The organism is Barnesiella propionica (assembly GCF_025567045.1).
GTDB lineage: Bacteria > Bacteroidota > Bacteroidia > Bacteroidales > Barnesiellaceae > Barnesiella_B > Barnesiella_B propionica.
Window position 1 is genome coordinate 112,970 of record NZ_JAOQJK010000010.1, and the last position, 26,949, is coordinate 139,918.

23 protein-coding genes are annotated in these 26,949 nt (G+C 41.9%); 14 read left to right on the top strand and 9 right to left on the bottom strand.

Translation table 11 applies throughout. From position 1 onward, the window contains the following. Positions 1 to 2: 2 nt before the first annotated feature. Complete coding sequence (locus OCV73_RS12815; protein WP_147552800.1) at positions 3 to 878, bottom strand: DUF5683 domain-containing protein; 876 nt, start codon at positions 876 to 878, stop codon at positions 3 to 5. A 2-nt stretch (positions 879 to 880) separates the two neighbouring features. Continuing rightward, complete coding sequence (locus tag OCV73_RS12820; protein WP_147552801.1) at positions 881 to 1,432, bottom strand: hypothetical protein; 552 nt, start codon at positions 1,430 to 1,432, stop codon at positions 881 to 883. Between the two features lie 528 nt (positions 1,433 to 1,960). On the opposite strand from OCV73_RS12820, the gene OCV73_RS12825 reads away from it, so the two are divergent. Beyond that, positions 1,961 to 2,365: a helix-turn-helix domain-containing protein gene (locus OCV73_RS12825; protein WP_147552803.1), complete on the top strand. Its 405-nt coding sequence runs from the start codon at positions 1,961 to 1,963 to the stop codon at positions 2,363 to 2,365. Positions 2,366 to 2,980: 615 nt separating this feature from the next. Here the strand turns inward: OCV73_RS12825 and secA are convergent. The 3 genes from secA to OCV73_RS12840 form a co-directional block, all read right to left on the bottom strand. Beyond that, on the bottom strand, positions 2,981 to 6,286 hold the full coding sequence (secA, locus tag OCV73_RS12830; RefSeq protein ID WP_147552805.1) for a preprotein translocase subunit SecA: 3,306 nt from the start codon (positions 6,284 to 6,286) through the stop codon (positions 2,981 to 2,983). A 105-nt stretch (positions 6,287 to 6,391) separates the two neighbouring features. Further along, a complete protein-coding gene (locus tag OCV73_RS12835) occupies positions 6,392 to 7,972 on the bottom strand; it encodes an alkaline phosphatase family protein (RefSeq protein WP_147552807.1) in 1,581 nt (526 codons plus the stop codon). Next, positions 7,969 to 9,186 (bottom strand): lipoprotein N-acyltransferase Lnb domain-containing protein, encoded by a 1,218-nt coding sequence (locus tag OCV73_RS12840; RefSeq protein ID WP_147552809.1) that lies wholly within the window; start codon positions 9,184 to 9,186, stop codon positions 7,969 to 7,971. Before OCV73_RS12840 ends, OCV73_RS12835 begins: the two co-directional genes overlap by 4 nt. Positions 9,187 to 9,301: 115 nt before the next feature. Between OCV73_RS12840 and OCV73_RS12845 the strand changes: the two genes are divergently transcribed. The 6 genes from OCV73_RS12845 (at position 9,302) to OCV73_RS12870 (ending at position 15,046) form a co-directional block, all read left to right on the top strand. Next, the gene (locus OCV73_RS12845) at positions 9,302 to 9,913 is read left to right on the top strand and encodes a nitroreductase family protein (RefSeq protein ID WP_147552811.1); all 612 of its coding nucleotides are present in this window, start codon (positions 9,302 to 9,304) and stop codon (positions 9,911 to 9,913) included. A gap of 18 nt (positions 9,914 to 9,931) precedes the next feature. Then, positions 9,932 to 10,600, top strand: a complete 669-nt coding sequence (locus OCV73_RS12850) for a DUF5715 family protein (RefSeq protein ID WP_147552813.1) — start codon at positions 9,932 to 9,934, stop codon at positions 10,598 to 10,600. 215 nt (positions 10,601 to 10,815) lie between these two features. Continuing rightward, positions 10,816 to 11,853, top strand: a complete 1,038-nt coding sequence (locus tag OCV73_RS12855) for a YncE family protein (protein WP_147552815.1) — start codon at positions 10,816 to 10,818, stop codon at positions 11,851 to 11,853. Between the two features lie 21 nt (positions 11,854 to 11,874). Next, positions 11,875 to 12,993 (top strand): ABC transporter substrate-binding protein, encoded by a 1,119-nt coding sequence (locus OCV73_RS12860; protein ID WP_317244129.1) that lies wholly within the window; start codon positions 11,875 to 11,877, stop codon positions 12,991 to 12,993. Next, entirely contained in the window at positions 12,990 to 14,036 is a 1,047-nt protein-coding gene (locus OCV73_RS12865; protein WP_147552818.1) for an iron ABC transporter permease, read from the top strand. The genes OCV73_RS12860 and OCV73_RS12865 overlap by 4 nt, the downstream gene beginning before the upstream one ends. Continuing rightward, the gene (locus OCV73_RS12870) at positions 14,036 to 15,046 is read left to right on the top strand and encodes an ABC transporter ATP-binding protein (protein ID WP_147552820.1); all 1,011 of its coding nucleotides are present in this window, start codon (positions 14,036 to 14,038) and stop codon (positions 15,044 to 15,046) included. The genes OCV73_RS12865 and OCV73_RS12870 overlap by 1 nt, the downstream gene beginning before the upstream one ends. Positions 15,047 to 15,050: 4 nt before the next feature. Here OCV73_RS12870 and lpxB read toward each other — a convergent pair whose 3' ends face one another. Continuing rightward, on the bottom strand, positions 15,051 to 16,187 hold the full coding sequence (lpxB, locus tag OCV73_RS12875) for a lipid-A-disaccharide synthase (protein WP_147552822.1): 1,137 nt from the start codon (positions 16,185 to 16,187) through the stop codon (positions 15,051 to 15,053). 128 nt (positions 16,188 to 16,315) lie between these two features. Here lpxB and OCV73_RS12880 point away from each other — a divergent pair, with 128 nt between their 5' ends. From OCV73_RS12880 to OCV73_RS12905, 6 genes are all read left to right on the top strand, one after another. After that, positions 16,316 to 17,737 (top strand): hypothetical protein, encoded by a 1,422-nt coding sequence (locus OCV73_RS12880; RefSeq protein ID WP_147552824.1) that lies wholly within the window; start codon positions 16,316 to 16,318, stop codon positions 17,735 to 17,737. A 168-nt stretch (positions 17,738 to 17,905) separates the two neighbouring features. Beyond that, positions 17,906 to 19,186 carry a hypothetical protein gene (locus OCV73_RS12885; RefSeq protein WP_147552825.1) on the top strand — a complete coding sequence of 427 codons (1,281 nt, stop codon included), beginning with the start codon at positions 17,906 to 17,908 and terminating at the stop codon, positions 19,184 to 19,186. Positions 19,187 to 19,246: 60 nt separating this feature from the next. Continuing rightward, positions 19,247 to 20,200, top strand: a complete 954-nt coding sequence (locus OCV73_RS12890; protein WP_147552827.1) for an RHS repeat-associated core domain-containing protein — start codon at positions 19,247 to 19,249, stop codon at positions 20,198 to 20,200. Between the two features lie 4 nt (positions 20,201 to 20,204). After that, a complete protein-coding gene (locus OCV73_RS12895; protein ID WP_147552829.1) occupies positions 20,205 to 20,771 on the top strand; it encodes a hypothetical protein in 567 nt (188 codons plus the stop codon). A gap of 119 nt (positions 20,772 to 20,890) precedes the next feature. Continuing rightward, positions 20,891 to 21,457 (top strand): hypothetical protein, encoded by a 567-nt coding sequence (locus OCV73_RS12900; protein WP_147552830.1) that lies wholly within the window; start codon positions 20,891 to 20,893, stop codon positions 21,455 to 21,457. 121 nt (positions 21,458 to 21,578) lie between these two features. Continuing rightward, complete coding sequence (locus OCV73_RS12905; RefSeq protein ID WP_147552832.1) at positions 21,579 to 22,634, top strand: hypothetical protein; 1,056 nt, start codon at positions 21,579 to 21,581, stop codon at positions 22,632 to 22,634. A gap of 72 nt (positions 22,635 to 22,706) precedes the next feature. Here OCV73_RS12905 and OCV73_RS12910 read toward each other — a convergent pair whose 3' ends face one another. From OCV73_RS12910 to OCV73_RS12920, 3 genes are all read right to left on the bottom strand, one after another. After that, positions 22,707 to 23,546 carry an HAD-IIA family hydrolase gene (locus tag OCV73_RS12910; protein WP_147552834.1) on the bottom strand — a complete coding sequence of 280 codons (840 nt, stop codon included), beginning with the start codon at positions 23,544 to 23,546 and terminating at the stop codon, positions 22,707 to 22,709. Between the two features lie 14 nt (positions 23,547 to 23,560). Then, on the bottom strand, positions 23,561 to 24,907 hold the full coding sequence (locus OCV73_RS12915; RefSeq protein ID WP_147552893.1) for an MFS transporter: 1,347 nt from the start codon (positions 24,905 to 24,907) through the stop codon (positions 23,561 to 23,563). Between the two features lie 395 nt (positions 24,908 to 25,302). Then, positions 25,303 to 26,067 (bottom strand): DeoR/GlpR family DNA-binding transcription regulator, encoded by a 765-nt coding sequence (locus tag OCV73_RS12920; protein ID WP_147552835.1) that lies wholly within the window; start codon positions 26,065 to 26,067, stop codon positions 25,303 to 25,305. Positions 26,068 to 26,354: 287 nt separating this feature from the next. On the opposite strand from OCV73_RS12920, the gene OCV73_RS12925 reads away from it, so the two are divergent. Next, positions 26,355 to 26,909: a helix-turn-helix domain-containing protein gene (locus OCV73_RS12925; RefSeq protein WP_147552837.1), complete on the top strand. Its 555-nt coding sequence runs from the start codon at positions 26,355 to 26,357 to the stop codon at positions 26,907 to 26,909. Positions 26,910 to 26,949: the final 40 nt, after the last annotated feature.

A 26,949-nucleotide genomic window follows, 5' to 3' on the forward strand; every position in this document is an offset into this window, starting at 1 on the left:
TATTAAAAATTCATCACCAATGACATTCCCACGCCATCGATACTCCAAGCAGGAATAAATGACACGTGAACACGTTGATTTTGTTCCACTATAACACGCCTACGCCCAGGAGCCACCGCTGCATCTATCAGGTTATAGACATACAAGGCTGCTGCTGCACCAATGAATCCATTGCGTACATTCTCCCAGTTTCCAGCCTTATCACTATAAAATTCCTTGAATTTAGGCTTTTCCCGCATTTTCTTTATATATGTAGAACGCTGATTTTCGGCCACAACAATCATACCTGCACAAGCAGCTGTTCCCCCCAGTATCAAACCTCCTTTCAGCTTACTTCCTTTATATAGTTGTCCCACACCCGGAATTAATGAATAAAAGAAACCTTTTGCTCCGTAAGAAGTAGTTAAACGGATTTCATCTTCATAACTTCCGCCTGCACACTTATTATCAGTAACAGTATAAAGAACATAACACGTATAGCCACGACTATCCCGTTCCCAGTATTCATCCACGATCCGAGTTGTCATAACAAGTTCTTTGCCCTTTTCAACACACTCCATTTGATAGGATTGATAAGTTTTCTGCTCACGTTCACCTCCTTGACGGATAGACTGACTGTTCACTTTCATAGAGCTATTCACTTTTATACCCCGCTCATGTTCCAGTTTAGTCGAAAGATTCACAAAAGAACGCTGACGAGCTTCTTCTAACGTATTTCCTATCCCAGACGCATCTAAAAAAATATACGAAGCGGACTTAGCGACTGGTAATGATGAGGTAAGCCAACGCGGACGCAAACGATCGGACTTTTGTTGTGCATTCAAGCTCCCCAAACCTGACATACACAGCAAAAAGAATAGAATTAACAGTTTTCTCATACCTATTTCTTTGCGGACTTCATAACTCGATATTTTTCCAATTCTTCTTTGTAAGAGTCACGAAACTTTTGAGCTTCAAATTCTACCCCCAATTTTTCATCATCCGAAAGTACAGCAGCACCTGCCATTTTTTCTACTGCAGGATTATCTATAGCAACGCATACAGAGCATTCATAAGTACCATCAGATAATGCATAACGATTGGAACAGATAATACGGCTTCCTTCCACCAACATTTCAGCCATACCACCTATATCTTGCCTTGTATCCGAGGAACTGGAACTTACACCATTCTTCTTCGTTTTAGCCCTATATCCTTTCATCACATTCAATACCAACTGTTCAACATCCGAAACAACTTGTGCTTTCGCATATAACACTGCCTGCTGGCGAGCAAAATCACGATCTTCATCAATAGCACTGGCATAAGCACGCAATTCTCCACTCGGAGCTTCTAAAGACAATTTCTCACATTCATCAATCATCTCTTTTACCTTAGTTACCCTTTTAGACCCGGTATTACCTTCTCCCGTATATTCAGGATAAGATGCCACAGCCACTTTTTTCGAGCCTCCACATGAAGGGAATAATACTGATACAGAAAAAATTAACAATAGAAAACAGATGTTTTTTTTCATACGTAAATTAGATTATGCTCTCTTTCAAAGAAAGCCGATTAAACTATAATTAAATTATCTCTAAATATGAGTCCAGACAAAATAAAAGAAAACACTTACAAGGGATGCAAATGTAATTAATCATCATCTCACGGTATTCAGCATCGGTGCTCCACTCAAAGTTCTTTATATTTATAAGCAATTCTCAACATATACTGCATTAATTGCTTCCCATTAAGACAACCCTATACACATGTAATTTCGCCCTTTTAGACAAAACTTATTCCATAGATATTTCATAATGGTTTTAGAAATTGAAAAACAAAAAATGCTCTATTTTTTCCTATCAATAACTATCTTGTTTATTTTTTACAAAGATAAGCACAGATTAACACTCATTATATCCACTATTCTTACTACATTTACCCAATAAAAGAAGAGTAACTCTCCTAATTTTGAAAACTTATGGAAACTGATTTAAAAAAGATTATCGGACAACGGCTACAACTGCTTCGGCAAGAAAAAAACTTAACTCAGGAACAAATGGGAGAAAAGTTAAATCTCTCGACAAGCGCCTATTGCAAAATAGAATACGGGGAAACAGATTTAACTCTAACAAGACTAAATAAAATTGCAGAAGTACTAAACATGTCTGCTTTAGAGTTATTTAAAAGAATTGACGGAAGCGCTTATTTTAATAATGCCGGGACAATCGGAACCAATATAGGAATAGCCAAAGACAGCAGCACGATCAAGATAGAAGCTTCCGACGAATTGCGGGATCTTATTAAGGCAAACAGTAAAATAATTGATTTACTAAGTAAACGTATCGATATATTAGAAAAGCAGCTGCATATACAAGTATTGTAAGGGTTATATCTATACTAAGCAAAATATTTCCATATATAAAGATGTGCATATTCATCTTATTATATGGAAATGCAAAGATTACCTGAAAACACAAATAAGACTATCTAATAATAAAAGTTATTTAGTCTCATTTTTTTACATATAACGAAAGATTAATTCCATCCTTAAGTTTTATTATCCAACTATACATAAACCGTTATTTAATAAATAGCGGTTATTCGTTCGGTACTTAGTTACCGATTTTAATAAATTACTCACAAAAAATATACCTTGCTATATATCGCTATTTTTCTCCGACCAATCCTGTTTATACAAGACAATTAATATCTAAACGAAACCGGATGATTTTAATTAATTATCTCAAGCGAGAGAGAAACAGCCCCCCAATTATTTTGGCACTTTATTTTTAATACAAATGTTATCATAACCATTCAACCGGTTTATATTAAATGCCATCAAGCAGAAATACAAAATACTTATTATATAAAGTAAAGTTTTCTTTCCGAGTAAAAGAAAACTTTACTTTATCAAAACGAGCCTGTCTAATAGTTTAGACAGGCCCATTATTAGGATATATTTTGTCCCTATGCTTATATGGAACTATTAATCAAAATATCAAGCTAATTTGCCATGGCAGTTCTTATATTTCTTTCCGCTACCGCAAGGACAAGGATCATTACGACCAATCTTCGGACCGGCCTTTACAGGCTCTGTTTTAGGACGCCCACCCTGCGGCGCAGCCGCTGCCTGAGCCTGGGCTTGCTGACCCGGATAAGCTTCTTTCTGTGCGCTATATTTGCTATAATCCTGACGTCGTTCCGGAGGAGCCTGATGTACAGCTGCCGGTTCTTGTACGATAATTTGTCCCCTCATAAGAATCGCCACCGCTTTCCGGTTCATATTTTCCACCATTTCCTTGAAAAGGTTAAAAGACTCCAGTTTATAAATCAACAAAGGATCTTTTTGCTCATAACTGGCATTTTGTACCGACTGACGTAACTGATCCAATTCACGAAGGTGTTCTTTCCACGAATCATCTATCGTCATAAGCACCACGGCTTTCTGGAATTGTTTCACCACAGACTTGGCATTTGTCCTGCAAGATTCTTCGATGTCGCAAGCAATGCCGTAAGCACGTTTACCGTCGGTGATAGGAACTCTAATAATGCCTTTAAGACCGCGTTCCTCTAATATAGGACGTATATTCAAATCAGCGATCTCAGCCATCCGGTCCGCTTTGCGTTTAAACGCTGCTACAATTGCATCATAAAGCATATCTATTTGCTCCTGTTTTTTCAAAGAACGGAACTGGGCTGCGTCGAACGGCATTTCGATAGCAAAGGTTTTGAATATATCCATCGAGAAGTCTTCGTAATCGGAATGATTACTGTATGTTTCGACCATAGATTCCACCACATCGTAGAACATATTCATAATATCGAGACCTATACGTTCACCGATAAGGGCATGATGGCGTTTGGTATAAATCACATTACGCTGGGCGTTCATCACATCATCATATTCCAGCAAACGTTTACGTATACCGAAGTTATTTTCTTCAACCCGCTTCTGAGCATTCTCGATAGCGTTGTTAACCATATTCGCCTCGATCATTTCACCGTCTTTCAATCCCAAACGGTCAAGCATCTTAACCACCTTATCGGCTACGAAAAGACGCATTACAGCATCTTCAAAAGAAACAAAGAATACAGAAGAACCCGGATCTCCCTGACGTCCGGCACGCCCCCTCAACTGACGGTCCACACGACGGGACTCATGACGCTCGGTACCGATAATCGCCAAACCGCCGGCAGCTTTCACTTCGGGCGCCAGCTTGATGTCGGTACCACGGCCGGCCATATTGGTAGCAATCGTCACCATACCGCTTTGTCCTGCCTGGGCTACGATATCGGCTTCGCGTTGGTGCAACTTGGCGTTCAATACGTTATGTTTTATCTTACGAAGATCGAGCATCTTGCTTATCAATTCAGAGATCTCTACCGAAGTCGTACCAACCAATACCGGACGCTTGGCTTCATGCATAGCGACGATCTCTTCTATGATCGCTGTATATTTTTCTCTCTTGGTCTTATATACCCTATCGTTCATATCGGCACGGGCGATAGGTTTGTTCGTAGGAATAGTTACCACATCCAGCTTGTAGATATCCCAAAACTCTCCGGCTTCCGTTTCTGCCGTTCCGGTCATACCTGCCAGTTTATGGTACATACGGAAATAATTCTGGAGCGTAATAGTTGCAAACGTTTGAGTAGCAGCTTCCACTTTTACCCTTTCTTTTGCCTCTATGGCTTGGTGAAGCCCGTCGGAATAACGGCGTCCTTCCATAATACGTCCGGTCTGTTCATCAACAATCTTTACTTTATTATCGATAACGACATATTCCGTATCCCGTTCGAAAAGTGTATAAGCTTTCAACAATTGATTAACCGTATGTACCCGCTCGGCTTTTACAGCATAATTCTGCATCAACTCGTCTTTTTTGATTTGCTTCTCCTCAGGGGTAAGACTCTCGTTCTCCAAAGCAGAAAGCTGCGCAGTAATATCAGGCAACACGAAGAACTGGGAATCATCGGAATTCCCGGTAATCATATCGAGTCCTTTATCGGTAAGCTCTATACTGTTGTTCTTTTCATCAATAACGAAATACAACGGCTCCGTTGCCTGCGGCATATTGCGGTTATTTTCCGCCATATAATAAGCTTCAGTTTCCAATAACAATGGTTTTATACCGGGTTCGCTCAGAAATTTAATAAGAGCACCGTTCTTAGGTAAACCTTTAAATGCACGAAATAATAATGTCGCACCTTCTTTACGTATGTCTTTATTATCCGACGCAATCTTTGTTTTGGCCTCGGCCAGTATTTTTGTCACAAAAGTACGCTGAGCCTTAACCACCTGCTCTACCTTAGGACATAACTCTTCGAAAAGCTGGTCTTCCCCCTTGGGAATAGGCCCGGAAATGATCAACGGGGTACGTGCATCATCGATCAACACGGAGTCAACCTCATCGACAATAGCGTAATTATGCATACGCTGCACCAGATCCAGCGGGGAGCCGGACATATTATCACGAAGATAGTCGAAACCGAATTCATTATTTGTACCGAAAGTAATATCGGCATTATAAGCGTCGCGTCTTTCAGGTGAATTCGGCTGGTGCTTGTCGATACAATCTACCGACAATCCGTGGAACATATATAACGGTCCCATCCACTCGGAGTCACGTTTAGACAGATAGTCATTCACCGTAACAACATGTACTCCGTTACCTGTAAGAGCATTCAGGAATACAGGCAATGTAGCCACCAAAGTCTTACCTTCACCTGTCGCCATTTCGGCGATCTTACCTTTATGAAGAACGACACCGCCGATCAGCTGTACATCATAATGCACCATATCCCAGGTAACCTCATTACCTCCGGCCATCCAGTGATTCACATATATAGCTTTATCACCATCGATACGCACGAAATCGTGTTTGATGGACAAGTCCCGGTCAAATTGCGTGGCAGTTACTTCTATCGTTTCATTTTGACTAAAACGGCGGGCAGTCTCTTTCATAACAGCAAAAGCTTCAGGTAAAGCTTCGTCCAGTCCTTCTTCCAGTTTTTCCAGAATATGTTTTTCTATTTTATCAACTTCCTCCCATACCGCTTCGCGCTTGTCATAATCCATATCTTCCACCTGTTTCTTAAGCTCTGCTACCTGTTCACGATCGGGGGCAACCCGGTCACGGAGCGATTGCTTAATAACATCAATACGACCGCGTAATTCATCATTCGATATATTTTCAAGAGTTGGAGATATCGCTTTAATTTTAGCGATATAGGGATCTATTTCTTTTAAATCCCGCTGCGACTTATTGCCAAACAGCTTTTTAAGTAAATCATTAAATGCCATATATTGTTTTTTATTATTCAGGAAATCCAATTGCCTGCCGGCAATTTTTGTTTATCGTTTACAAAAATAATGAAAATTCTTGCTATCTCCATATAAAATAGCGAATTACTCTACTTCAGGCAATGGAGATTCTGTAGAGCCGTTTGGAGAACGAATGCGAAGTAATCTGGCTACAGTGGGAGCTATCTCCGTAGCTTTGATAGGACGGGTAATATGTTGCGGCTTTATTTTTTCTGACAGGATAAATAAAGGTGAGGGGATAGCATTTCCACGTACATATTCTCTCGTATCATGCACATCCTCATATACGACTTCCCAGCCCGGATTCAGTTCCAATAAAATATCCCCGGACAATTTCGGATAATATCCCCGGCGCAGCGCGTCAATATGTTCATTGCTGTTACCCAATAATAAACGGCGTGAAGTAAATACATCCTGTACTCCGGCCATTTGAATAAGAAATTCAGCCGCCTGAGACTGGATCTCATCCAGCTTCAGGTCTTTTTCTTTAACCAGTTTATGGTTCAGATATATCTGGCGGTTATGATAACCGGCCACCCAATCTCCCTGACCGTAAAGAGCCATCAGATACATATTCAACAAAGAAACCGCACGCTTGGGATAAAATTCTCCATCAGGTATATTGTATTGAGACGACTCTTTTCCCTCGCCCCGGAAATAACCGGTAGAAGCCAGGAATATAACCGTACGTTTCAATCCGACAGTACGATCTATATAATCCAGTAAATCAGCAATCTCTTTATCCAGACGAACATACATATCCTGTATTTCCAGACTGTATAACTGAATCGTTTTATTCTGATAGGTGCCGGCCGTATATCCCACATTCAGCATATCCAGATACCCCCGGCGTCCCAAAAGTCCTTTATCCAAAAAATCTTTAGCGACAGCCGTCACTTCTGTATTCACCAGTGCCGTCGTCTTAAACTGTGCATATTTATCGTACCGGTTCTTAGGAAAAATATGTTTAAAAGGAAAATCTTTCCGCAAATAAGGAAGTGCCGTATATTTTTCCGGTGACAAAAGAGGAACCCACGCCAGAGTATCGATACGCAACGACAACGACTGATTATAATTACGCTGCTCCACATATACGGGAACATCCAGGTAATATGTCGTAGTAGCCCATTTACCGTTCTTTTCATTCAGCCAAAAAGCACTGTTCGCGGCATGTCCGGCACTTATAATAGCATGCTGGGCCGAAGGAGCTACAGAGAAGACCCGTCCTAATCCATTTCCTACGATCTTTATTTCATCGCTCAGGGTAGAAGTTTTCAGATTCTTCGGAGAATATGTCTCATCGGTATAATTTCCTATCTTTTCAGGATCGTTCAATGCAAATTCTTCCCGGCGTAACGAAAGATTGTAAACTTTGTCGGAAGGTATCCCGTTATAAAAAGGGTATGTACCGGTATAGATAACAGATAAGGCGGAAGAACAATCCACATTAGGGAAACCAAATGTGACATTTTCATATACGAGACCTTCTTTCATCAGGCGTTTGAAACCCTTTTCGCCGAATAAATGCTGCAACGCCATAATATAGTCGGTACGCAACTGGTCCACAGTGATACCCACTACAAGCTGAGGCACATCCGCGGGGATTTGAGCCCGTAAAGGCGCGGTCATAAGCGCTAATAAAAGAGATGCTAAAACTTTGTTCATCTATTCCTCGTTATCCAATCATTATCCTGCAAACTCATCACCGCCAAATAACTCAATGAACGTGTCATCGAAGCTAATATTAAAGGCAAAAACGCCCAGTGAAAATACTGCGGTATCCACGGAGAGCACAGCAGGAATACAAAAAGTACCGCAAAGTTAGCAAAATGATAATAACCAACTACTTTTTTAAATCTTTTTACCCAAATAAAAACAGCAGGGAACAGGCTAAAAGGATTCAGCCAGAAAGCGGAATAATTAGGGTAAGTCGCCGGATGCTCGGATATGAACATCAGAAAGAAAAGCAAACAGCCCGTCAGTCCGTACATAGAGTAAAAAACGGTATCGAACAAACGGGTTACTTTTTTCCTTTTTACATCCCATAACGAAACAAGCAATACCAGTAGCAATAAATAAAAAGAACAAGCCAAAGGTGATATCCAGGGCGGAGTAAGCTCCACTTCCAAAGGCTTGTCCGGGACATATAGTACCACACTGCGCTCCACCAGATAATAAGAATCTCTCCCGTCTTCCGGTATTACCTTCGCACTCTCGAAAGCCTGTTGTAAGATCATTGGAACAAACATCTGTTGCATGTAAGTAGCAGGCCGGTCCAAGGGCTCCCCCAACGCCAGGTCTATACCGAAAACGAACCAGCTATAACGGCCGGCATAGCGGTCTATTTCCTGCCGGAAAGAAATCGTATCGCGAGGATCGGCATATTCTATACGCCCGGCCACAAAACGGGATATCATATCTCTGGGCCGTGTAGCGCAATTATCGAAAAGAAAAGAATACCTGTACGTACGGTTTTCGGGACGCGCATTTTCTATCAAAGCATCCAACAGGGCTCTTTTTTGCGATCCGGTAAGGTTTAGTATCTGTTCGTCTACCCGGGAATCCCTCATGACATAGGCCGTAATAAAATCCCTGAAATCATTTACTCCTAAACAATAGTCTGTTTCTCCCTTGGTAAAACGGTAAACAAAATTAGGAGCGTTAAAACTGAACATTCCATAATTAAAAACTATATCGAAAGGCGTTTCCCCGAATTGCTGAACCCGGATACCCGTATGACCGAACAGTTCATATATCTCAGTTCCCGGAGAACAAGTAAGCAAACTTATACTCAATGAATCGTTCGGTTGAGCTTTACCGCTTACCCATCCTAAAAGAGAAAGCATGCATATTAAAATAGCCCTGATGCGTATCATCATAACATAGAATACATAATAACACGTAAAAGTAATATTTTTTTATAAAAGCATTATCCATCCTATGCTTTTTTTATAAACAAAGTTATCTTTGCAAAAACACACAAAAATAGATAAAATGAAACGGTATACTCTTTTTCTGGCAGGACTTATTATTCCCGCTATTTCTACATTTGCTCAAACGATAAAACTTCCGGAACCACAAAAAACAGGAGGTAAACCTCTGATGGAAGTTTTGTCGCAAAGACAATCTACAAGAGACTTCGATACGTCCCGGACTCTTTCTGACCAAACATTATCAAATCTTTTATGGGCCGGCTTCGGATATAACAGAGAAGGCAAACGCACCGCTCCTTCAGCAATGAACCGACAGGAAATAGCTATATATATCATAACTTCCCAAAGTACATTTATATACGATGCATCACTTAACGAATTAAAGGAAATAACAAAGGGAGACTACAGAAAAGCTGCAGGATCACAAGATTTTGTATATACGGCTCCTGTAAATTTAGTATTTGTTTGTGATAAAACTAAAATGCCGAACATACAGATGGCTTATGCCGATTGCGGATTTATTGCACAAAATATCTATCTATATAGTGCTTCGGAATGCTTGGGAACGGTAGTAAGAGGATCGTTTGACAAAAACGAGCTTTCCCGTATACTCAAATTAAATGAAAATCAGGAAATTCTATTATGCCAAACGATCGGTTATCCGAAAAAATAAATTTAAAAAGAGATTAATATGCCCTCGATGAAATGGTACGGCTGGATATGGATATTAATCAGCATCGGCATTTTCGTTTCCTGTAAAGACAACAGTCGCACAATAATCCCGGAAGGACCTGTGAAAACAACAATAAAAACGATCCCTTTCGGCAAATTCAAAACTGTTTTCAATGACATGAACGATTTGCATCTCGAAGCAGCACGCAAGAACGGAATAAGCCCTTTAGCCTCACTCGAGACTGCTCAAAATAAAGGATTCTGGACCCTGGCTCGCGTAGACAGTTGTCAGTATTTTACAATAGATCCTCTCAAATTCTCGGTTCCTTATCTTGTTCCCAAAGCAAAATGGCTGCTTATGACCATAGGCAAGAATTTCACAGACTCTTTACAAAGCCGGGGAGCGTCGGGCTACCAGATTGTTGTCACCAGCATACTTAGGACAGATAACACTGTAAAAAAATTAAGAAAGCGCAATGTGAATGCCAGTGAAAATTCGGCACACCGGTTTGGTACGACATTCGACATTGCTTATAACCGCTATAACAAAACCGACTCTTTATATGAAATAAAAACAGAAGAGTTACGCCATCTTTTAGGAGAAGTGCTGCTGGATCTTCGTAACACCGGACAATGTTATGTAAAATATGAAATAAAACAAGGATGCTTCCATATCACGGTTCGTTAAAAAATCGCGCAATTTCATTCTTGTGCCTCAGATTCAGAATAAAAAAGTATCTTTGCACAGCTTTATGCAAAATCCGGTATGGAGCCGGTATTACTTATTATACAAACAATTAACAAACTATCGGCCGGAAAAAGCGATAAGGGGAAGAAAGATCTTTGTCTTTTTATCTCTTTATGCTTGCTTTTGAAGGTCCATTAAACTAATACATCATTCTTATGAAAAAAATCTTATTGTACAGTGCGGCAATATTGACCATGTTCCTTACTTCCTGCTGGGGAGACGACGACCCCGATTATTTTGTACCAACAACTCACGGCGTATATGTCCTTAATGAAGGCGTATGGGGAGCCGATAATTCGAATCTCTCTTACATCGACCTGTACACGGGCAATATAAACAACGGAAAAAAACAACTGGGAGACACAGGACAAGATATCCTGATATACGGATCTAAAATGTATGTAACAGTATCCGAATCCAAAACAATAGAAGTGATGGACAAATTTACCTGTGAAACACTCAAGAGCATAAAACTAAGCGGAACTCAGAAACCCAGATATTTCGTAACAAACGGCAATAAAATATATGTATCTTTGTACGACGGACATGTAGCCCGCATCGATACGGCCAACCTGGAAATAGAAGCGGTTGCGGCAGTCGGCCCGAATCCCGAACAAATGGCTATAGCCAACGGTAAATTATATGTCGCTAATTCTGGAGGAGAACAATATATGACAGGATATAATAACACCGTGTCTGTAGTCAATCTGGAATCTTTTACCGAAGAAACAACAATTCCGGTAGCAGCCAATCCCATCAATATGTGTGCAGATCAGTTCAACGACGTATATGTAATTTCATTGAGCGTATACGGAGAACCGGGTATCCTGCAACGCATCTCACCCGACGGAAATGTTACCGTCTTGCCTCAAGGCGCGAATATAATGGTACGTAACGGATTATATCTATACCTGATCAATAATCCCTACGGATCTGCTACGCGCGAGTATGTCGTATTGGACACAAAATCAGAAAAAATTATCAACACGAACTTTCTGAAAGACCCGTCCGTCATCGACACTCCTTATTCATTGGGAATAGATCCTATTACCTACTATATTTATATAGGTCAAAGCAATAAAAACTATACCGGAAAAGGAAAAGTTTTTGTCTTTGACAATAACGGAAATTATATTTCAACTTTAGATGCAGGTGTTTCGCCCAGAAATTTCGGTTTCCTGAACAATCTGTAAAGCAACAACAATGCGATGAGAATAAAACCATTCATCCTGTTTTTACTGATTCTGTTCATTCTCTCCGGCTGCGGGCAAAACAAAAAACCGACTACCGGGGACGGAATTAAAACCGCTATCAAATACGCCGAAGGGTTTACTATGACCTCTTACGGAGATTATACACGCATAGACATACTCAATCCTTGGGATTCTACCGGGACATTGCATACTTACATTGCCATACCGAAAGATAGCCCCGTACCGGAACAACTCCCGGTAGGAACCGTACTACGTATTCCATTAACCAATACGGTAATTTACTCTTCGGTACATACAGGTATACTGCAGGAATTAGGAGCATTGGAACAGATCGGGGGAGTATGTGACCTGCGGTATAGTAACCAACCGGCCATACTGGAGCGTTGTACTGCCGGCAAAATAACCGATGCCGGAAACTCCATGAATCCCGACATAGAAAAAATCATCGATATGAATCCGGACGCCATACTGCTTTCTCCTTTTGAAAACAGCGGTTACGGACCGATAGAAAAAACAGGTATCCCCCTTGTCGAATGTGCCGATTATATGGAGACCTCTCCCTTAGGAAGAGCCGAATGGATAAAATTATTCGGTTTTTTATACGGAAAAGAGACAGCAGCCGACTCTCTTTTCTCACGGATTGAACAGGAATATACCGATCTGCAGAAACAAGCTCAAAATTCATCCGAAACTCCTTCTGTTTTCAGCGAAATGAAAAGCGGTTCGGCCTGGTACGTCCCCGGAGGTAAAAGCTACATGGCCCGTATATTTGCCGATGCAGGTGCGAACTATATATGGAACCGGAACCAACAAAGCGGCTCTTTTCCTCTTTCTTTCGAAGTCGTGTTCGACCAGGCTCATGACGCTGATTTCTGGCTGATCAAATACTATCAGGATAAAGACAAAACCTATAACGAAATAAAAAAAGATTATGCACCTTACGCCAATTTCAAAGCTTTTCAGAAAAAAAATATATACGGATGCAATACGGCTAAAATCCCGTATTACGAAGAATTTCCTTTCCATCCGGAACGGCTTTTGAAAGACCTGATAAAGATTTTTCATCCCGAGCTGCTTCCCGGATATCAACCCGAATATTTCACTTCTTTGTCCGAATGAAACATGCAGTGCACATATCCAGAGGAACACGGTATGCCCTCCTGCTCTCAGTGATTATCCTGTTATTGATCATAGGAAATCTGCTGATAGGTTCGGTTCGCATTCCGGCAGAAGCCGTATGGAATATCTTATGCGGAAACGAAGTAGAAAAAGATAGCTGGCGTTTTATTATCCTGGAATCCCGGCTGCCTCAAACCATAACAGCGCTTTTAGCCGGAGCGGCACTCGCCGTATCGGGACTGATGCTGCAAACGGCTTTCAGCAATCCCCTGGCAGGACCTTCTATATTAGGTATTAATACGGGAGCCAGTCTGGGGGTAGCTCTAGTTATGCTGTTATTCGGCGGAAGCATAGGAGCAGGAACTTACACCCTTACCGGTTTTTTTTCCATTATAGCAGGAGCTTTCGCCGGTTCTGTCCTGGTCATGGGACTTATCTTATTTTTTTCCACTCTCGTTAAAAGCAATATCATGTTGCTTATCATCGGTATTATGATAGGCTATATCACTTCCTCGGCAATATCGCTGCTTAACTTTTTCGCGACAGCCGAAGGAGTACACTCTTTTATGATATGGGGTATGGGAAATTTCGGCGGCGTGTCGCTCGGCCAGCTTCCGTTTTTCAGCTTTACTACATTGACCGGGCTAGGTATTTCACTATTGCTTATCAAACCGTTAAACGCTTTATTACTGGGCAACCGTTATGCCGAAAACCTGGGTATCAACATTAAAAAAGTCCGAAACTGGTTATTGATCGCTACCGGTCTGCTGACAGCCGTAACCACGGCATTTTGCGGTCCTATTTCATTTATAGGACTCGCAGTACCTCATATAGCACGCCTTCTGCTGGGAACATCCAATCATAATACCCTGCTCCCCGTTACATTGTTATCGGGCAGCGCTATTGCTTTATTATGCAACCTGATATGTGTGATTCCCGGAGAATCGGGCATCATTCCGCTAAATGCCATTACCCCCGTTCTGGGAGCACCTGTTATTATTTATGTAATTATCAACCAGCGTAAAATACAATATTTTAACTGATGAAAAAAGCTCCCGTCATATCGGCAAAGAACCTGTGTATCGGTTATAACTCCGGGAAAAAAGGAGAAAAACGTATACATGAACATATAGCCCTCGATCTGTTTCCGGGAGAACTCACCTGCTTGCTGGGACCTAACGGCGCGGGAAAATCGACATTATTGAGAACCATGGCGGCTTCACAACCCCCTATCGAAGGAACTCTGGAACTGGAAGGGAAAATACTTTCCCGGTATTCCGAACGAGAGCTTTCCCGTAAAATAGGAGTAGTGCTCACCGATAAGACACAAACGGGAGGACTCTCGGTATACGAGCTCGTATCACTGGGAAGACAACCGCACACCGGTTTCTTCGGACGTCTTAACCGCCATGATAAAGAAATCGTGGAAGAATCTATCGAAGCCGTAGGTATAGGGCATAAAAAGAAAAACTATATGGCCGAGCTATCCGACGGTGAACGGCAGAAAGTAATGATAGCGAAAGCCCTCGCACAAGAATGTCCTTTAATATTGCTGGACGAACCTACGGCATTTCTGGATGTAGTGAGTCGTATAGAAATCATGTCATTGCTCCACCAGATAGCCAACCGTCAGAAAAAGACCATTCTTCTGTCCACGCACGACATGGAACAGGCTCTCATATTAGCGGATAAACTCTGGCTTCTTTCCCGGGAAGGAGGATTGGTATGCGGAACTACCGAAGATATTATTCTGGACGGATACATGGACTCCCTTTTCAGTAAGGACGATATCCGGTTCGACCTTTTGCACGGCGTATACTACCCGACTGTCAAATGGTCCCGGGAAATCTTCGTAGATACTCCGGACGAAACTCTTACGCACTGGACGGTAAACGCCCTGAACCGGAACCACATCGCCTGCACTTTCGATAAAAACAAACGCGACCGCCTCCCTGTCGTACAAGTAGTTTCAGCCCACGAGATCATATTCACGGAAAAAGGGAAAGAAAGCCGGTTCACTAATTTCGGCTCATTTATCGAAAGCATTCAATAGAGAATCAGTGCCCGGCACGCAACGTCTTGATTATTTCACGGGCCGCCCTGACGGGAGCACCCGGCTCACCCAACAATGCGGCCATACGATCATAGCCGTCCGACATCTTATCCCGGTAATCTTTATCATACAGTAAACGTCTCAGCTCGTCCCGGACATTATCCGGAGTACAATAGCAGGCAAGCAACTCTTTTACGACCTCATCATCGGCGATGAGATTCACCAGAGAAACGAACCGTACATTCAGCCACCGCTTAAACAGATTGTAAGTAAATTTCCCTCCTCCCATATAATAACAAACGACCTGCGGTACGCGCAACAATGCTGTTTCAAGAGTAGCCGTACCCGAAGTAACCAGTGCAGCAGAAGCCTGCTGCAACAGACGGTAAGTCTTTCCCGAAACCACCGAAACATCATATCCTTGCGAAAGGTCCCTATACAAGGAATCTTCGATAGCGGGAGCCCCGGCTATCACCATCTGATATTCGGGAAAAACGGAAGCTGCTTTCAGCATAACCGGAAGATTACTCTTTATCTCAGAGATCCGGCTTCCGGCCAACAAAGCAATAACGGGCTTGTCAGGCAATCCGCAAGCGGATATAAAATCCTGAAAGGTTTCATCCGCCATCGGACGTACCGCCATCTCGTCCACCGTAGGGTTTCCCACATAATCTATTTCATAACGGTGCTTCCGGTAAAAAGGGACTTCGAAGGGCAGGATGGAATACATCTTATCGACATAACGGCGTATACTTTTTATCCGGTATTCCTTCCAGGCCCATATCTTAGGAGAGATATAATAATGAACCGGGATATTCAGTTTTTCCCTGACATATCCGGCAATTTTCAGATTGAACCCCGGATAATCCACCAATATGACTACATCGGGATGAAATTCGGCTATATCCTTCTTGCAGTCACGTATATTACGCAGTACCTTATTCAGGTTCATCAGTACCGGAATAAATCCCATATAAGCCATTTCACGATAATGCCTGACCATAGTTCCGCCCTGGGATGCCATAAGATCGCCTCCGAAAAAGCGAAATTCAGCAGCGGTATCCTGTTCTTTTAAAGACTTCATCAGATTGGCCGCATGTAAATCGCCCGATGCTTCTCCTGCAATAAGGTAATATTTCATAATAGTCCGTTTTGGTCCGGCACAAATTTACATTTTGTTTCCCTATCCTGCAATAAAGCCGGCCGGGATTCCGGAGAAAAACAAATGAGCGGAAACAATAAAGGGATACGGGCAACGTTAATAAAGAGATGAAACATTTAGTTTTGATATTCCTGTTGTTAGCCGCTCTTTCAGGCGGTCTGCTGACGAGTTGCATCGAAGATGATTTTTCGAGCAGCCCTAACGATGTGCTTACTTTTTCGACCGATACGGTACGCTTCGATACGGTATTTACCGACATCGGAACCTCTACCCGTATCTTCAAGGTGTATAACCGGAGCAAAAAATCACTGAATATCTCTTCGATAAAACTGGCCGATGCCGGGAATTCGGGATTCTTCATGAACGTGGACGGATTCTCCGGTAAAGAATTATCGGATATAGAAATCAGGGGAAAGGACAGCCTGTTTATCTATGTAGGGGCGAATATAAATCCTACGGACAGGAATAACCCCATACTCATAAGAGATTCCATCGTTTTCATGACCAACGGAGTAAGACAGGATGTAAAACTGATGGCTTACGGGCAGGACGTAATTATCAAACGGGGAGAGACTATTACCGGGAATACCGTACTGAATGCGGAACGCCCTTACCTTATCTACGATAGTCTGGTCGTAGCACCGAATGCGGAACTTCAGCTTTCCCCCGGCGCAACCCTGCATTTCCATGATAAAGCGAAATTTATCGTTCAGGGACGGCTTATCTCGGAAGGTACTCGGGAAAAAACGGTTACACTGCGGGGCGACCGCCTCGACCGGCTGTTTTCCAATCTGCCGTACGATTGGACCCCCGGTCAATGGGATGGCATATACTTTAAAGAAGAAAGCTACGGGAACCGGATGATATATACCTCGGTAAGAGGTACTACGAACGGCATTCAACTGGATTCCTGCGATACGGACCGGATGAAACTGGAAATAGGAAACTCCGTTATGCGGAACGCTACGAAAAATCTGTTTACAGGGACCGAATGCCAAACTTATTCCTGGAACAGCGAATTCTCTAATGCCGGCGGATCTGTCGTAGCGTTAATCGGAGGTAAACATGAATTCACCCATTGTACGATCGTCAACTATAATATATTCAGTGTCATTCTATCCCCTATAGTTTCCATGTCGCGTCTCATCCCAGAGGATGGGGCTCCCGCAGAAACACAATGGCTCAAAGCCTCTTTCAACAATTGTATAGTCACAGGAAACACATCCGAAATAGATCCGGGCGATTTAACCGGAACAGAAATTCATTTAAACAATTGCCTGTTGCGGGCAAACGGTTCGGACGATGCCAACTTCATGAATACGGTATGGACAGGCAAGCCTTACTTTATAGCGACAGGAGACGATTATATTTTCGATTTCCGGATAGCTTCGGATAAGTCGGACGCTATCGGGAATGGTAATCCACTCTATTGCAAACCTCCGCTCGATACAGATATGTACGGGAACAGCCGTTTTTCATCTGTAGATATCGGGGCTTACCAATATCTACCGGGCGAAGAAAAAGAATAAATTTGCGATCCGTTATACCTCACCAGACAGTTTAAATAAAGCAGCCTGATTTTTTACTGTCATACAAATTTGACTTTCTCCGGTAAAAACAAAATCTCGTTCTGTTTTTATTCATTATTTTGAGTTATACAAAAAATTTAATTATATTTGTATTACAACCTTAAAATAATGAAATACCGCCATTCTATATTACTACTACTCAGTGTATTCCTGTTTGTAACAGGAATTTCGGGGCAGACACGGCTTCCCTCATTCCTCCCTCCCCAGCCGGCACCGTTGCTGCCTCCGGTCACGATAGGAAGCCCGCACGAAGAGACTGTCCCTATATCGCAGCCGGAAAATTCCGCTTCCCGCAATCAGGCAGATATGTTCGAGAACGAACGGGGAGAGATACAGCTTAGGAATGCAAAGAACCGGCAGATAATAAACGAAATATACCGTTCTGAAGCTTTTATCCGGTACGAACTTCCGTCCAGGGAATGGATGCAGGGAACGGAATTCTACCGCGATGCCGCGGGTATGCTATCCGGTATGCTCAGGGGTGATATACCCGTTAATATAAAAGACGCCGTATTCATGGTAGAAAATGCTTATTTCGGAAACACGCTGGACAGGAATACGTACGACAAAGCCATCGGAGATATAATACGAACAGCCCGGGAAAAAGCAAAAGAAGACTGCCATGACTGGAACAATCCCGTAACGAGAAACATCATGCTTTTCAGGGCGATGTCCGATACATTAAGGCTAAAGAACCGTTCCCGGGAAAGTACGCTGATATCTTATCCTTTCAGGTATGATTTCGAAGATACCAAAGGGGAAAAAGAGTGGTCTAAAATGTTCGTGAATAAACTGCTGGCTACCCGTACAGGGCAATGCCACTCATTGCCGCTGCTCTACCTTATTCTTTGCGAAGAGACCGGAACCGAAGCATTCCCGGCCTATTCCCCCTCCCACATGTATGTAAAATTCCGGGATAACACTGGAACATGGCATAATCTGGAACTCACCAACGGACGCGTCGTCAGCGACGCATTTATCGCAGGCTCCGGGTTCATAACGGCGGAAGCGATAAAAAACGGCACCTATATGTCGCCCCAAAGCCGGAAGCAAACGGTCGCCCAGTGCCTGGCGGATCTGGCTATGGGATATTCCCGTAAATTCGGTTTCGACGGATTTACAGAGCAGTGTACCGATTCCATCCTGAAATACGACCCCGAAAATTTATCGGGATGGGTACTCAGGTCCAACTACCTGACCTTGCTGTTCGACTACACCGTCAGACAGGCAGGACGTCCCCATCCCGAAGTCCTCAAAACACGTTTCCCCCGGATATACGATTTATGGCAAAAGCGCGATGAAACATACCGCAGGATCGACAGCCGGGGATTCCGGGAAATACCTCAGGAAATATACGAAACATGGAGGAAAAACATGGTGAAAGAATAAACAAAGAAAATATAAAAATATCCGCTATTCCGGAAATAAAAAAGACTAAAATACAATTATATGAAAAGAATATTATCGCTCGCGCTCACACTGTTCATTATAAACGGCGTACACGCACAGGACATATTCCGGCTGCACGGGTTTGAAAAAGAAACCCTCACCCTGAGCAAAGGACGGTATCCCGAAACATTCAATCAGGAAGAAACCGTGCAGATAGGAACCGTACTGCTGGATACACGATCGGGGAAAATAGTCTGTTTGCTTTCCGATGATACGACGGCCGCCGCTTATCAGGGAGAGATATCCAGCCGGTTCCTTTCCATAGATCCTCTCTGCGAGAAATACCCCTGGATCAGTCCTTATGCCTATTGTGCCAATAATCCCATGAGATTCGTGGATACCGACGGAATGGATATTTACAGGTACGACAACGAAACGGGAAACCTTATCTTAGCCGTAAAGAACGAAGATAAATATGACCAGATAGGAAAATTCTCTTATGACAAAAAGAACGATACGTATACCTTAAAGACCGACAAAAGGGGAAATGCAAAAACACAAATAGATAATATAGAAAAGGGAATCTTAAAAGACGGTATCAATTTTATGACCAACCATAACGTAATAGATATAGGGGGAGAAAACCAGGCCTCGGTGGGAGGTTTCGAATCTTTTATTACGCAATTCTCCGATTTTGTCGGAAAAGAGATCGGCGGATATTATCTGACGGATAAAGGGGGGAGCGATATCAAATACATAGGAGTAGCTCCTTACAGGAATAATAAATATGACGAGGCTAAAAGCTCTTTTATGCTATACCGGGCAAGACCCGACCTGTATAATAAAGCGGAACATAATACCGATTTTCATACCCATCCCAGATTTGCGGCGGAAAGCGACAAACTACAATCGTCAAGAAAGGACATAGCCAGAAAAAACCAAACACAAGAATATCATTCCCAAGTAAAAAGATTTATCATTCTGACAACCGGTTATCCAACCATAGAATATTAATATCATGAAAGCATCCAATTCCATACTCATTATTTTTATCCTACTTATCTGCAGTTGCTCCCCATGGAAACAACTTCTCGTATCGAAAGGAGGAACGAACGAAGCCATTGAAAATGCCATAACCGATTTTATGAACACCTGCTACCTAAGAAATGACGACAGTATTTTTTCAATACGTATATATATAGATAATAAAGACATATTAGGAGTAAGTATTTTTGGAAGGAATGAATATAAACATTTTCCAGGATCCAATGATAAAATCGGCTCTTATTCAAAAGGTATCCCAAACAAATATATGATTGTGGACGGAAAATTGTTCTATTGGAAAAGCGATACACTTCCCCATATCATCACCAGAGAGATGGTAGACGTATTACAAAAATACAACCATATAGACTCCATGAACGTGGACAGTTTTGTTGCCATTCCCGCATCCGGAATATCCGAAAAGAAAAAAGGAGCTGACTACTATTTCTGCAAGAACAACCTGAAAAATTATAAAAAAGTAGTTACAAACAAAGCGATGGGATGGTATAAACAACCGAAACTGGACTGTGATAAAAAATAGCTTAATTGTAATTTTCATCAAAAATTATCTACAAAAAAACCAAACACATGAATATCATCCCCAAGTAAAAAGATTTATCATTCTGACAACCGGTTATCCAACCATAGAATATTAATATCATGAAAGCATCCAATTCCATACTCATTATTTTTATCCTACTTATCTGCAGTTGCTCCCCATGGAAACAACTTCTCGTATCGAAAGGAGGAACGAACGAAGCCATTGAAAATGCCATAACCGATTTTATGAACACCTGTTATCTAAGAAATGACGACAGTATTTTTTCCATATATGCATACATAGACGATAAAGACATATTAGGAGTAAGTATTTTCGGACAGGACAAAGATAAACTTTTTCCCGGATCTAACGATAAAATCGGCTCTTATTCAAAAGGTATCCCAAACAAATATATGATTGTGGACGGAAAATTATTCTATTGGTGGAGCGATACACTTCCCCATATCATCACCAAAGAGATGGTAGACGTATTACAAAAATACAACCATATAGACTCCATGAACGTGGACAGTTTTGTTGCCATTCCCGCATCCGGAATATCCGAAAAGAAAAAAGGAGCTGACTACTATTTCTGCAAGAACAACCTGAAAAATTATAAAAAAGTAGTTACAAACAAAGCGATGGGATGGTATAAACAACCGGAACTGGACTGTGATAAAAAATAATTTAATCGTAGTTTTGATTAAAAAATACCGATAAAAAAGAATGACACAAAAATATCATCTCCAAGTAAAAAGATTTATTATACTGACAACCGGTTAATTAACCCATAAAGTATTAATTAGCATGAAAAAAATTCTTATAAATATAATAACGCTGTTACTTTTCCAGCCGTTAGCGGCTCAGTTACCCGATACCTACGAGAAAGCTTACGATTTTCTGAATAAAATGCTGGAAAACGAAATACCTCCAGATTTTACGAATGCGGTTTTTGCAACGGAGAACGCTTATTATGACGGTGCTTTAAATACAGACGAACTGAACGAAGAACTGGATATATTATTAAGACTGACAAAAATGATATCCAGTTCACCCCTCATTGATTATAATGGCACCGATAAAGATAATGTTATCATGCACTCATCGCTGTTTAAAATTCTTACCGACAGCATCGCAATTTCTCTGGATTCCACTCATATTATGGTACATTTGCCTTATACGTACGATTTTGACGACGTATGGGGTGAAACAGACTGGTCTCAAATGTTCGTCTCTAAATTATTAGCAAGCGGAACAGGCAACTGCCATTCTCTTCCTTATTTGTATAAGATATTATCGGACGAACTGGGCATACCCTGTTACCTCGCTTATGCTCCCAATCATATATATATCAAACTATTTTCGGAAATGACCGGGTGGTATAATACAGAACTTACCAGCGCTACTTTCCCGGTAGATGCCTGGATCATGGCATCGGGATATATAAATACCGAAGCCATTTGTAACAATTTATATATGGATACCGTCAATACCCGGCAGGCTATTGCAAATTGCCTGGTAGACCTGGCGCACGGTTACCGGCATAAATACGGCAACCAAAACCCCGATTTTATCATAAAATGTTGCAATACGGCTCTTAAATATCATAAGACAAACGCCAATGCCATCCTGACAAAAGCGGAAGCGGGAAAGTCATATATACAATCATTAATGAAAGAAAAACAGGTTCGAAAAGCAGAAGATCTATTTGAAGATGTTTCCATAAAAAAAATGTATCTGGAGATAGAAAAAACATACGCCGACTTATATCGTCTGGGTTACCGGAGAATACCTGAAAAAATGTATATGGAATGGATAGGAAGTTTGAGAAACGAACCGAACAAGTATCCGGCAGGCCAATAATAAATAAAAACGGAACGCATGCCAATAGCATTCATTTGGCATGCGTTGCATAATAATATTCCAAAAGAAAGATCAGTTATGCCGGGCTTCCTCCAACAGCTTGCCGAGGCTTTCAAGATTTTCTAAAATAACGTCGGGACGGGGATCGGCACGCTCTCCCGTTTCCCGGGCTGTTTCTCCCGAAAGAACCAGTACCCCAAGAGTATGCGCCCGGTGCGCCATAAGCAAATCGGTATATACCCGGTCGCCCACCATGGCTACCTGGGAAGGTTCCAAACGATGGCGGTTCAATATACCCGTAAGCATATTAGGATCGGGTTTCCCCATTACGATATCCGGCTTGCGGCCGGTCGCATATTCCAACGCGGCACAAATAGAACCGCAATCCACCAATACGGTAGGCTCGTCCGTAGGACATATCCGGTCGGGATTTGTCGCTATATAAGTTTTTCCCTGCTCTATCCACCAGGCCGCCCTGCACATCCGCTTATATACAAGCGTACTGTCGAATGCAACTACCACGGCATCGGGTACGTCGCATGCATTTTCCCCTACTGACACGAACCCGGCTCTTTCAAACTCTCCGATCATGCTGGGCGTACCTAATATAAATAACCGCCTGTATGCAGGGAAATGAGTTTTAATATAATCTATCGTCGCTAAAGCTGTCGTATATAATTCTTCGGGGGCCGCCTTTATACCCATCTGTGACAAATGATTTAAATAATCGTCACAGCTTCTGGAAGGATTATTAGTCAGAAACGAATAACCGATACCCATTCTTTTCAACTTATCCAGAAAAGGAATAGTAAAAGGAAATAGAGTGCCTCCTTTATAAATGGTACCGTCCATATCTAATGCGACATGTTTGATGCGGGCCGCACGTTCGAGTATCTTTTTATCGAAATTCATAGTCTCAATTGTTTTTAAACTTGTTCTTCTTCATAACCATCGGCTTTCGCATTCCACATCATCAGGAACACGAGCATGCCTATTACCGCAATACCTATCATGGCCATATAGGCATATCCCCAACCGCAATGCTGGGCCAGCGCACCCAGACCTACACCCGATACAATAGTACTGGCATAACCGAACAGTCCGGTAAAGCCATTAGCCGTAGCGGCAGCACGTTTCGTAGCCTGGTTAGCAGCAGCTATGCCGATAAGGGCCTGGGGACCGTATATACAAAAACCGGCGGCACACAGCGAAGCGAACAAAAGCCATACGGGAGCTCCTGAGGGTAATTGCCAGAATATAAAGATAAACAAGGCGGAGCCTAACATACAAAATACACAGGTACGGTGGGCACGTCCTTTCAGGAATTTATCGGTAGCCCAGCCGGAGAACAGCATACCCAGAATTCCCGATATTTCAAACAGTGCTACCAGCCAGCCGGCATTCTCCAAAGACAGTCCTTTTGACTGGCTTAAAAGGGTAGGTCCCCAATCCAACACAGAGAAGCGAACGATATATACGAAAAAATTGGCTATCGCCAGAATCCATATCAAAGGATTACCGAAAACTTTACGCCTTAAAAACGCTTTGTTCTCAGCCGAAGTTTCTTTTTTACCATCTTTTTTATACTCTGCTCCGGTTCCCGGTATTTCCGGCAGACCTACCGACGTAGGGGTATCACGTAAAGCGATAAATAAAACAATGGCTCCTGCAAAAGAAATCGCTGCCGGAATAAAAAAACAATATTTCCATCCCCCGGCTCCGTAATGTCCCATTATATATCCGCACAGGATAACGACCAGCCCTGCACCGATGGAATGAGAGGTATTCCATACCGACATTTTCGTCGCCAGCTCTTTAGGGGGAATCCAATGTGTGAGCAACCGGGCACAGGGAGGAAAACCCGTCCCCTGCAAGAAACCATTCAAAACCCACATAACCCCCATGAAAAGAATCATCGCCTGCATCTGGTTTTTGCCGATACCCCATCCCAGTAACGTTCCGGACACGGATTCCGCAAAACCGAATGCAAAATTCACCAAAGCACACAATGCAAGGCCTATTGCCATATAATAGCGGGCATTCATCCTGTCTGCCAGTATTCCGTTCACAAAACGGGACAAACCGTAGACCAGACCGTTCAACGTAAGAAAAAGCCCCAGGCTGGTTTTTGTAATGCCCAGGTCGGTTTCCATACCCGGCATAGCCAGGCTAAAGTTCTTTCTTACAAAATAAAACAAGGCATAGCCTACCATCGTAGCGATAATCGTCCGCGTCTGCCAATATTTAAACCGTTTGGAGGTATCCTGATCCATATGCTCCATTTTCTTTATCTATTTTGATTTAACTCCTCTCTGTTATATGAAAAGTCTCTTCTATTATCAAGACAATCGCAACATATACAATACGCTTCACATACTACGCAATAAGCAACCATTATTTCTTCTGAAAGGAATCTCTTCCATACTTCCGAAAAACATTATTGTTCTCATATATTAGATTTTAAATTACGATTATATGATGTTCCTATTTTCGTTTATAATTACTTTCAATATTTATTCGCAATCAAATATACATAAAAAGAAACCAACACCACACCTTTTGTTTCTTTTATTAACAAAATATATTCATTCAAAAATATTTTGTTTATATTTATTAAATAAAAAAAGCCTTTAAAAAAAGGCTTCATAATAATATCGAAACAGATTTCTTATACAATAACAATCTGTACGCCCGATTCTTCCAGCACACGCACTGTCGCTTCAGGAACATTGGAATCGGTAATAATAACGTCCACTTCATCCAGATTACAGATTTTCCCAAAACCACGGCGACCGAATTTGGACGAATCAGCGACAACAATAAGTCGGAGAGAAGATTCTATCATTTTACGGTTAAGTCGCGCTTCATCTATATTAGAAGTGGTAAGACCATAATCCAGGTCTATGCCGTCTACCCCCATGATAAATTTCGAACAGGCTATTTCATCAAAAGCCTTAATAGCGGTATCTCCGACTACTGAAAAAGAACTTTTACGCAAAGTTCCTCCCAACTGTATAACCGTCGTATCTTCCAAAGAATTAAGCAAGGTAGAAACCTGCAAGGAAGAAGTTACGACCGTCAGGTTGCCGCCTTGCTTGATTTGCTCCGCCACGGCATATACGGTACTTCCCGAACCCAGAATAATAGAATCGTTCTGCTCGATTTGCTCCAGAGCAGCCAAAGCGATACGCCGTTTCTCATCACTATTCCTTTTTTCCTTTATCAGGATATTCATATCGGGAGCATGAGGATTAACCGGACTGGCACTTCCATGAGTACGGAAAAGCAACTTTTTATCTTCCAGATACTTTAGATCCTTTCTTACGGTAACCGTAGTTACATCTAATTCCTGAGCTATTTCATAAACTTTTACAAAACCTTGTTTTGCCAGTTTTTCAAGTATATATTTATGTCTTTCCGCAATACTCAACATACAATATGAAATTAAATTTCCACAAATGTAACAATTATTTTTTCAAACGGAATAGATTTTTCAATTATAAAGAGGGAATATGACACGAAACGCAACTTTGCAGAACATAAAAAAACAATATATTTTTTATATCCGGAAAATACGATCTCCATAAAACAAAATCCCCCTCTGAAATAATAAGTCGTCAGTTTTTACAGACAATAATTATATTTTTAAAACACATTTGTTACCTTTGTAAACAGAATATAAAATTTTCAATCCAAACATTTCTAAACAGGACCGCAGAAATGAACGAACAAATCAAACAAATAGCAGACAGGCTCAAAGGATTGAGGGACGCACTGGAACTCCAGCCTGAAGAAATGGCCCAAGTTTGCAACATCGACACGAATACGTATCTGGGATATGAATCGGGAGTAAAAGATATACCTGTAAGCGTGCTGCACCAGATCGCCCAGCATTACAGCATCGAATTGCCTACCCTCATGTTCGGCAACGAACCTCGCATGAGTTCTTATTTCCTGACCCGAAAAGGTAAAGGTGCTGCCGTAGAAAGAACGAAAGCTTATAAATACCAGTCTCTTGCCGCAGGATTTATCAACCGAAAAGCCGACCCTTTCATGGTAACGGTAGAGCCGAACAGGAATGAAGTTCCCTTTACCCTGAATACTCATCCCGGACAAGAATTCAATCTGATTATCGAAGGAAAATGTCTGCTCCGGATAGGAGGAAAAGAACTTATTCTGGAAGAAGGAGACAGTATCATGTTCGACTCTATGCGCGAGCATGGAATGAAAGCCCTTGGAAATAAACCCGTCAAATTTCTGGCTGTTATATTATAAACATCATTTCAAGATTACAGTAAAAAGGCTTATGCCTGCA

Bases quoted from the DNA above. Each gene is read 5' to 3' on its own strand.
- OCV73_RS12835 (WP_147552807.1), bottom strand. From the start codon at position 7,972: ATGAACAAAGTTTTAGCATCTCTTTTATTAGCGCTTATGACCGCGCCT.
- OCV73_RS12850 (WP_147552813.1), top strand. From the start codon at position 9,932: ATGCCCTCGATGAAATGGTACGGCTGGATATGGATATTAATCAGCATC.
- OCV73_RS12825 (WP_147552803.1), top strand. From the start codon at position 1,961: ATGGAAACTGATTTAAAAAAGATTATCGGACAACGGCTACAACTGCTT.
- OCV73_RS12880 (WP_147552824.1), top strand. From the start codon at position 16,316: ATGAAACATTTAGTTTTGATATTCCTGTTGTTAGCCGCTCTTTCAGGC.
- OCV73_RS12895 (WP_147552829.1), top strand. From the start codon at position 20,205: ATGAAAGCATCCAATTCCATACTCATTATTTTTATCCTACTTATCTGC.
- OCV73_RS12920 (WP_147552835.1), bottom strand. From the start codon at position 26,067: ATGTTGAGTATTGCGGAAAGACATAAATATATACTTGAAAAACTGGCA.
- OCV73_RS12915 (WP_147552893.1), bottom strand. From the start codon at position 24,907: ATGGATCAGGATACCTCCAAACGGTTTAAATATTGGCAGACGCGGACG.
- OCV73_RS12890 (WP_147552827.1), top strand. From the start codon at position 19,247: ATGAAAAGAATATTATCGCTCGCGCTCACACTGTTCATTATAAACGGC.
- OCV73_RS12925 (WP_147552837.1), top strand. From the start codon at position 26,355: ATGAACGAACAAATCAAACAAATAGCAGACAGGCTCAAAGGATTGAGG.
- OCV73_RS12905 (WP_147552832.1), top strand. From the start codon at position 21,579: ATGAAAAAAATTCTTATAAATATAATAACGCTGTTACTTTTCCAGCCG.
- OCV73_RS12865 (WP_147552818.1), top strand. From the start codon at position 12,990: ATGAAACATGCAGTGCACATATCCAGAGGAACACGGTATGCCCTCCTG.
- secA (WP_147552805.1), bottom strand. From the start codon at position 6,286: ATGGCATTTAATGATTTACTTAAAAAGCTGTTTGGCAATAAGTCGCAG.
- lpxB (WP_147552822.1), bottom strand. From the start codon at position 16,187: ATGAAATATTACCTTATTGCAGGAGAAGCATCGGGCGATTTACATGCG.
- OCV73_RS12815 (WP_147552800.1), bottom strand. From the start codon at position 878: ATGAGAAAACTGTTAATTCTATTCTTTTTGCTGTGTATGTCAGGTTTG.
- OCV73_RS12885 (WP_147552825.1), top strand. From the start codon at position 17,906: ATGAAATACCGCCATTCTATATTACTACTACTCAGTGTATTCCTGTTT.
- OCV73_RS12900 (WP_147552830.1), top strand. From the start codon at position 20,891: ATGAAAGCATCCAATTCCATACTCATTATTTTTATCCTACTTATCTGC.
- OCV73_RS12840 (WP_147552809.1), bottom strand. From the start codon at position 9,186: ATGATGATACGCATCAGGGCTATTTTAATATGCATGCTTTCTCTTTTA.
- OCV73_RS12855 (WP_147552815.1), top strand. From the start codon at position 10,816: ATGAAAAAAATCTTATTGTACAGTGCGGCAATATTGACCATGTTCCTT.
- OCV73_RS12845 (WP_147552811.1), top strand. From the start codon at position 9,302: ATGAAACGGTATACTCTTTTTCTGGCAGGACTTATTATTCCCGCTATT.
- OCV73_RS12870 (WP_147552820.1), top strand. From the start codon at position 14,036: ATGAAAAAAGCTCCCGTCATATCGGCAAAGAACCTGTGTATCGGTTAT.
- OCV73_RS12910 (WP_147552834.1), bottom strand. From the start codon at position 23,546: ATGAATTTCGATAAAAAGATACTCGAACGTGCGGCCCGCATCAAACAT.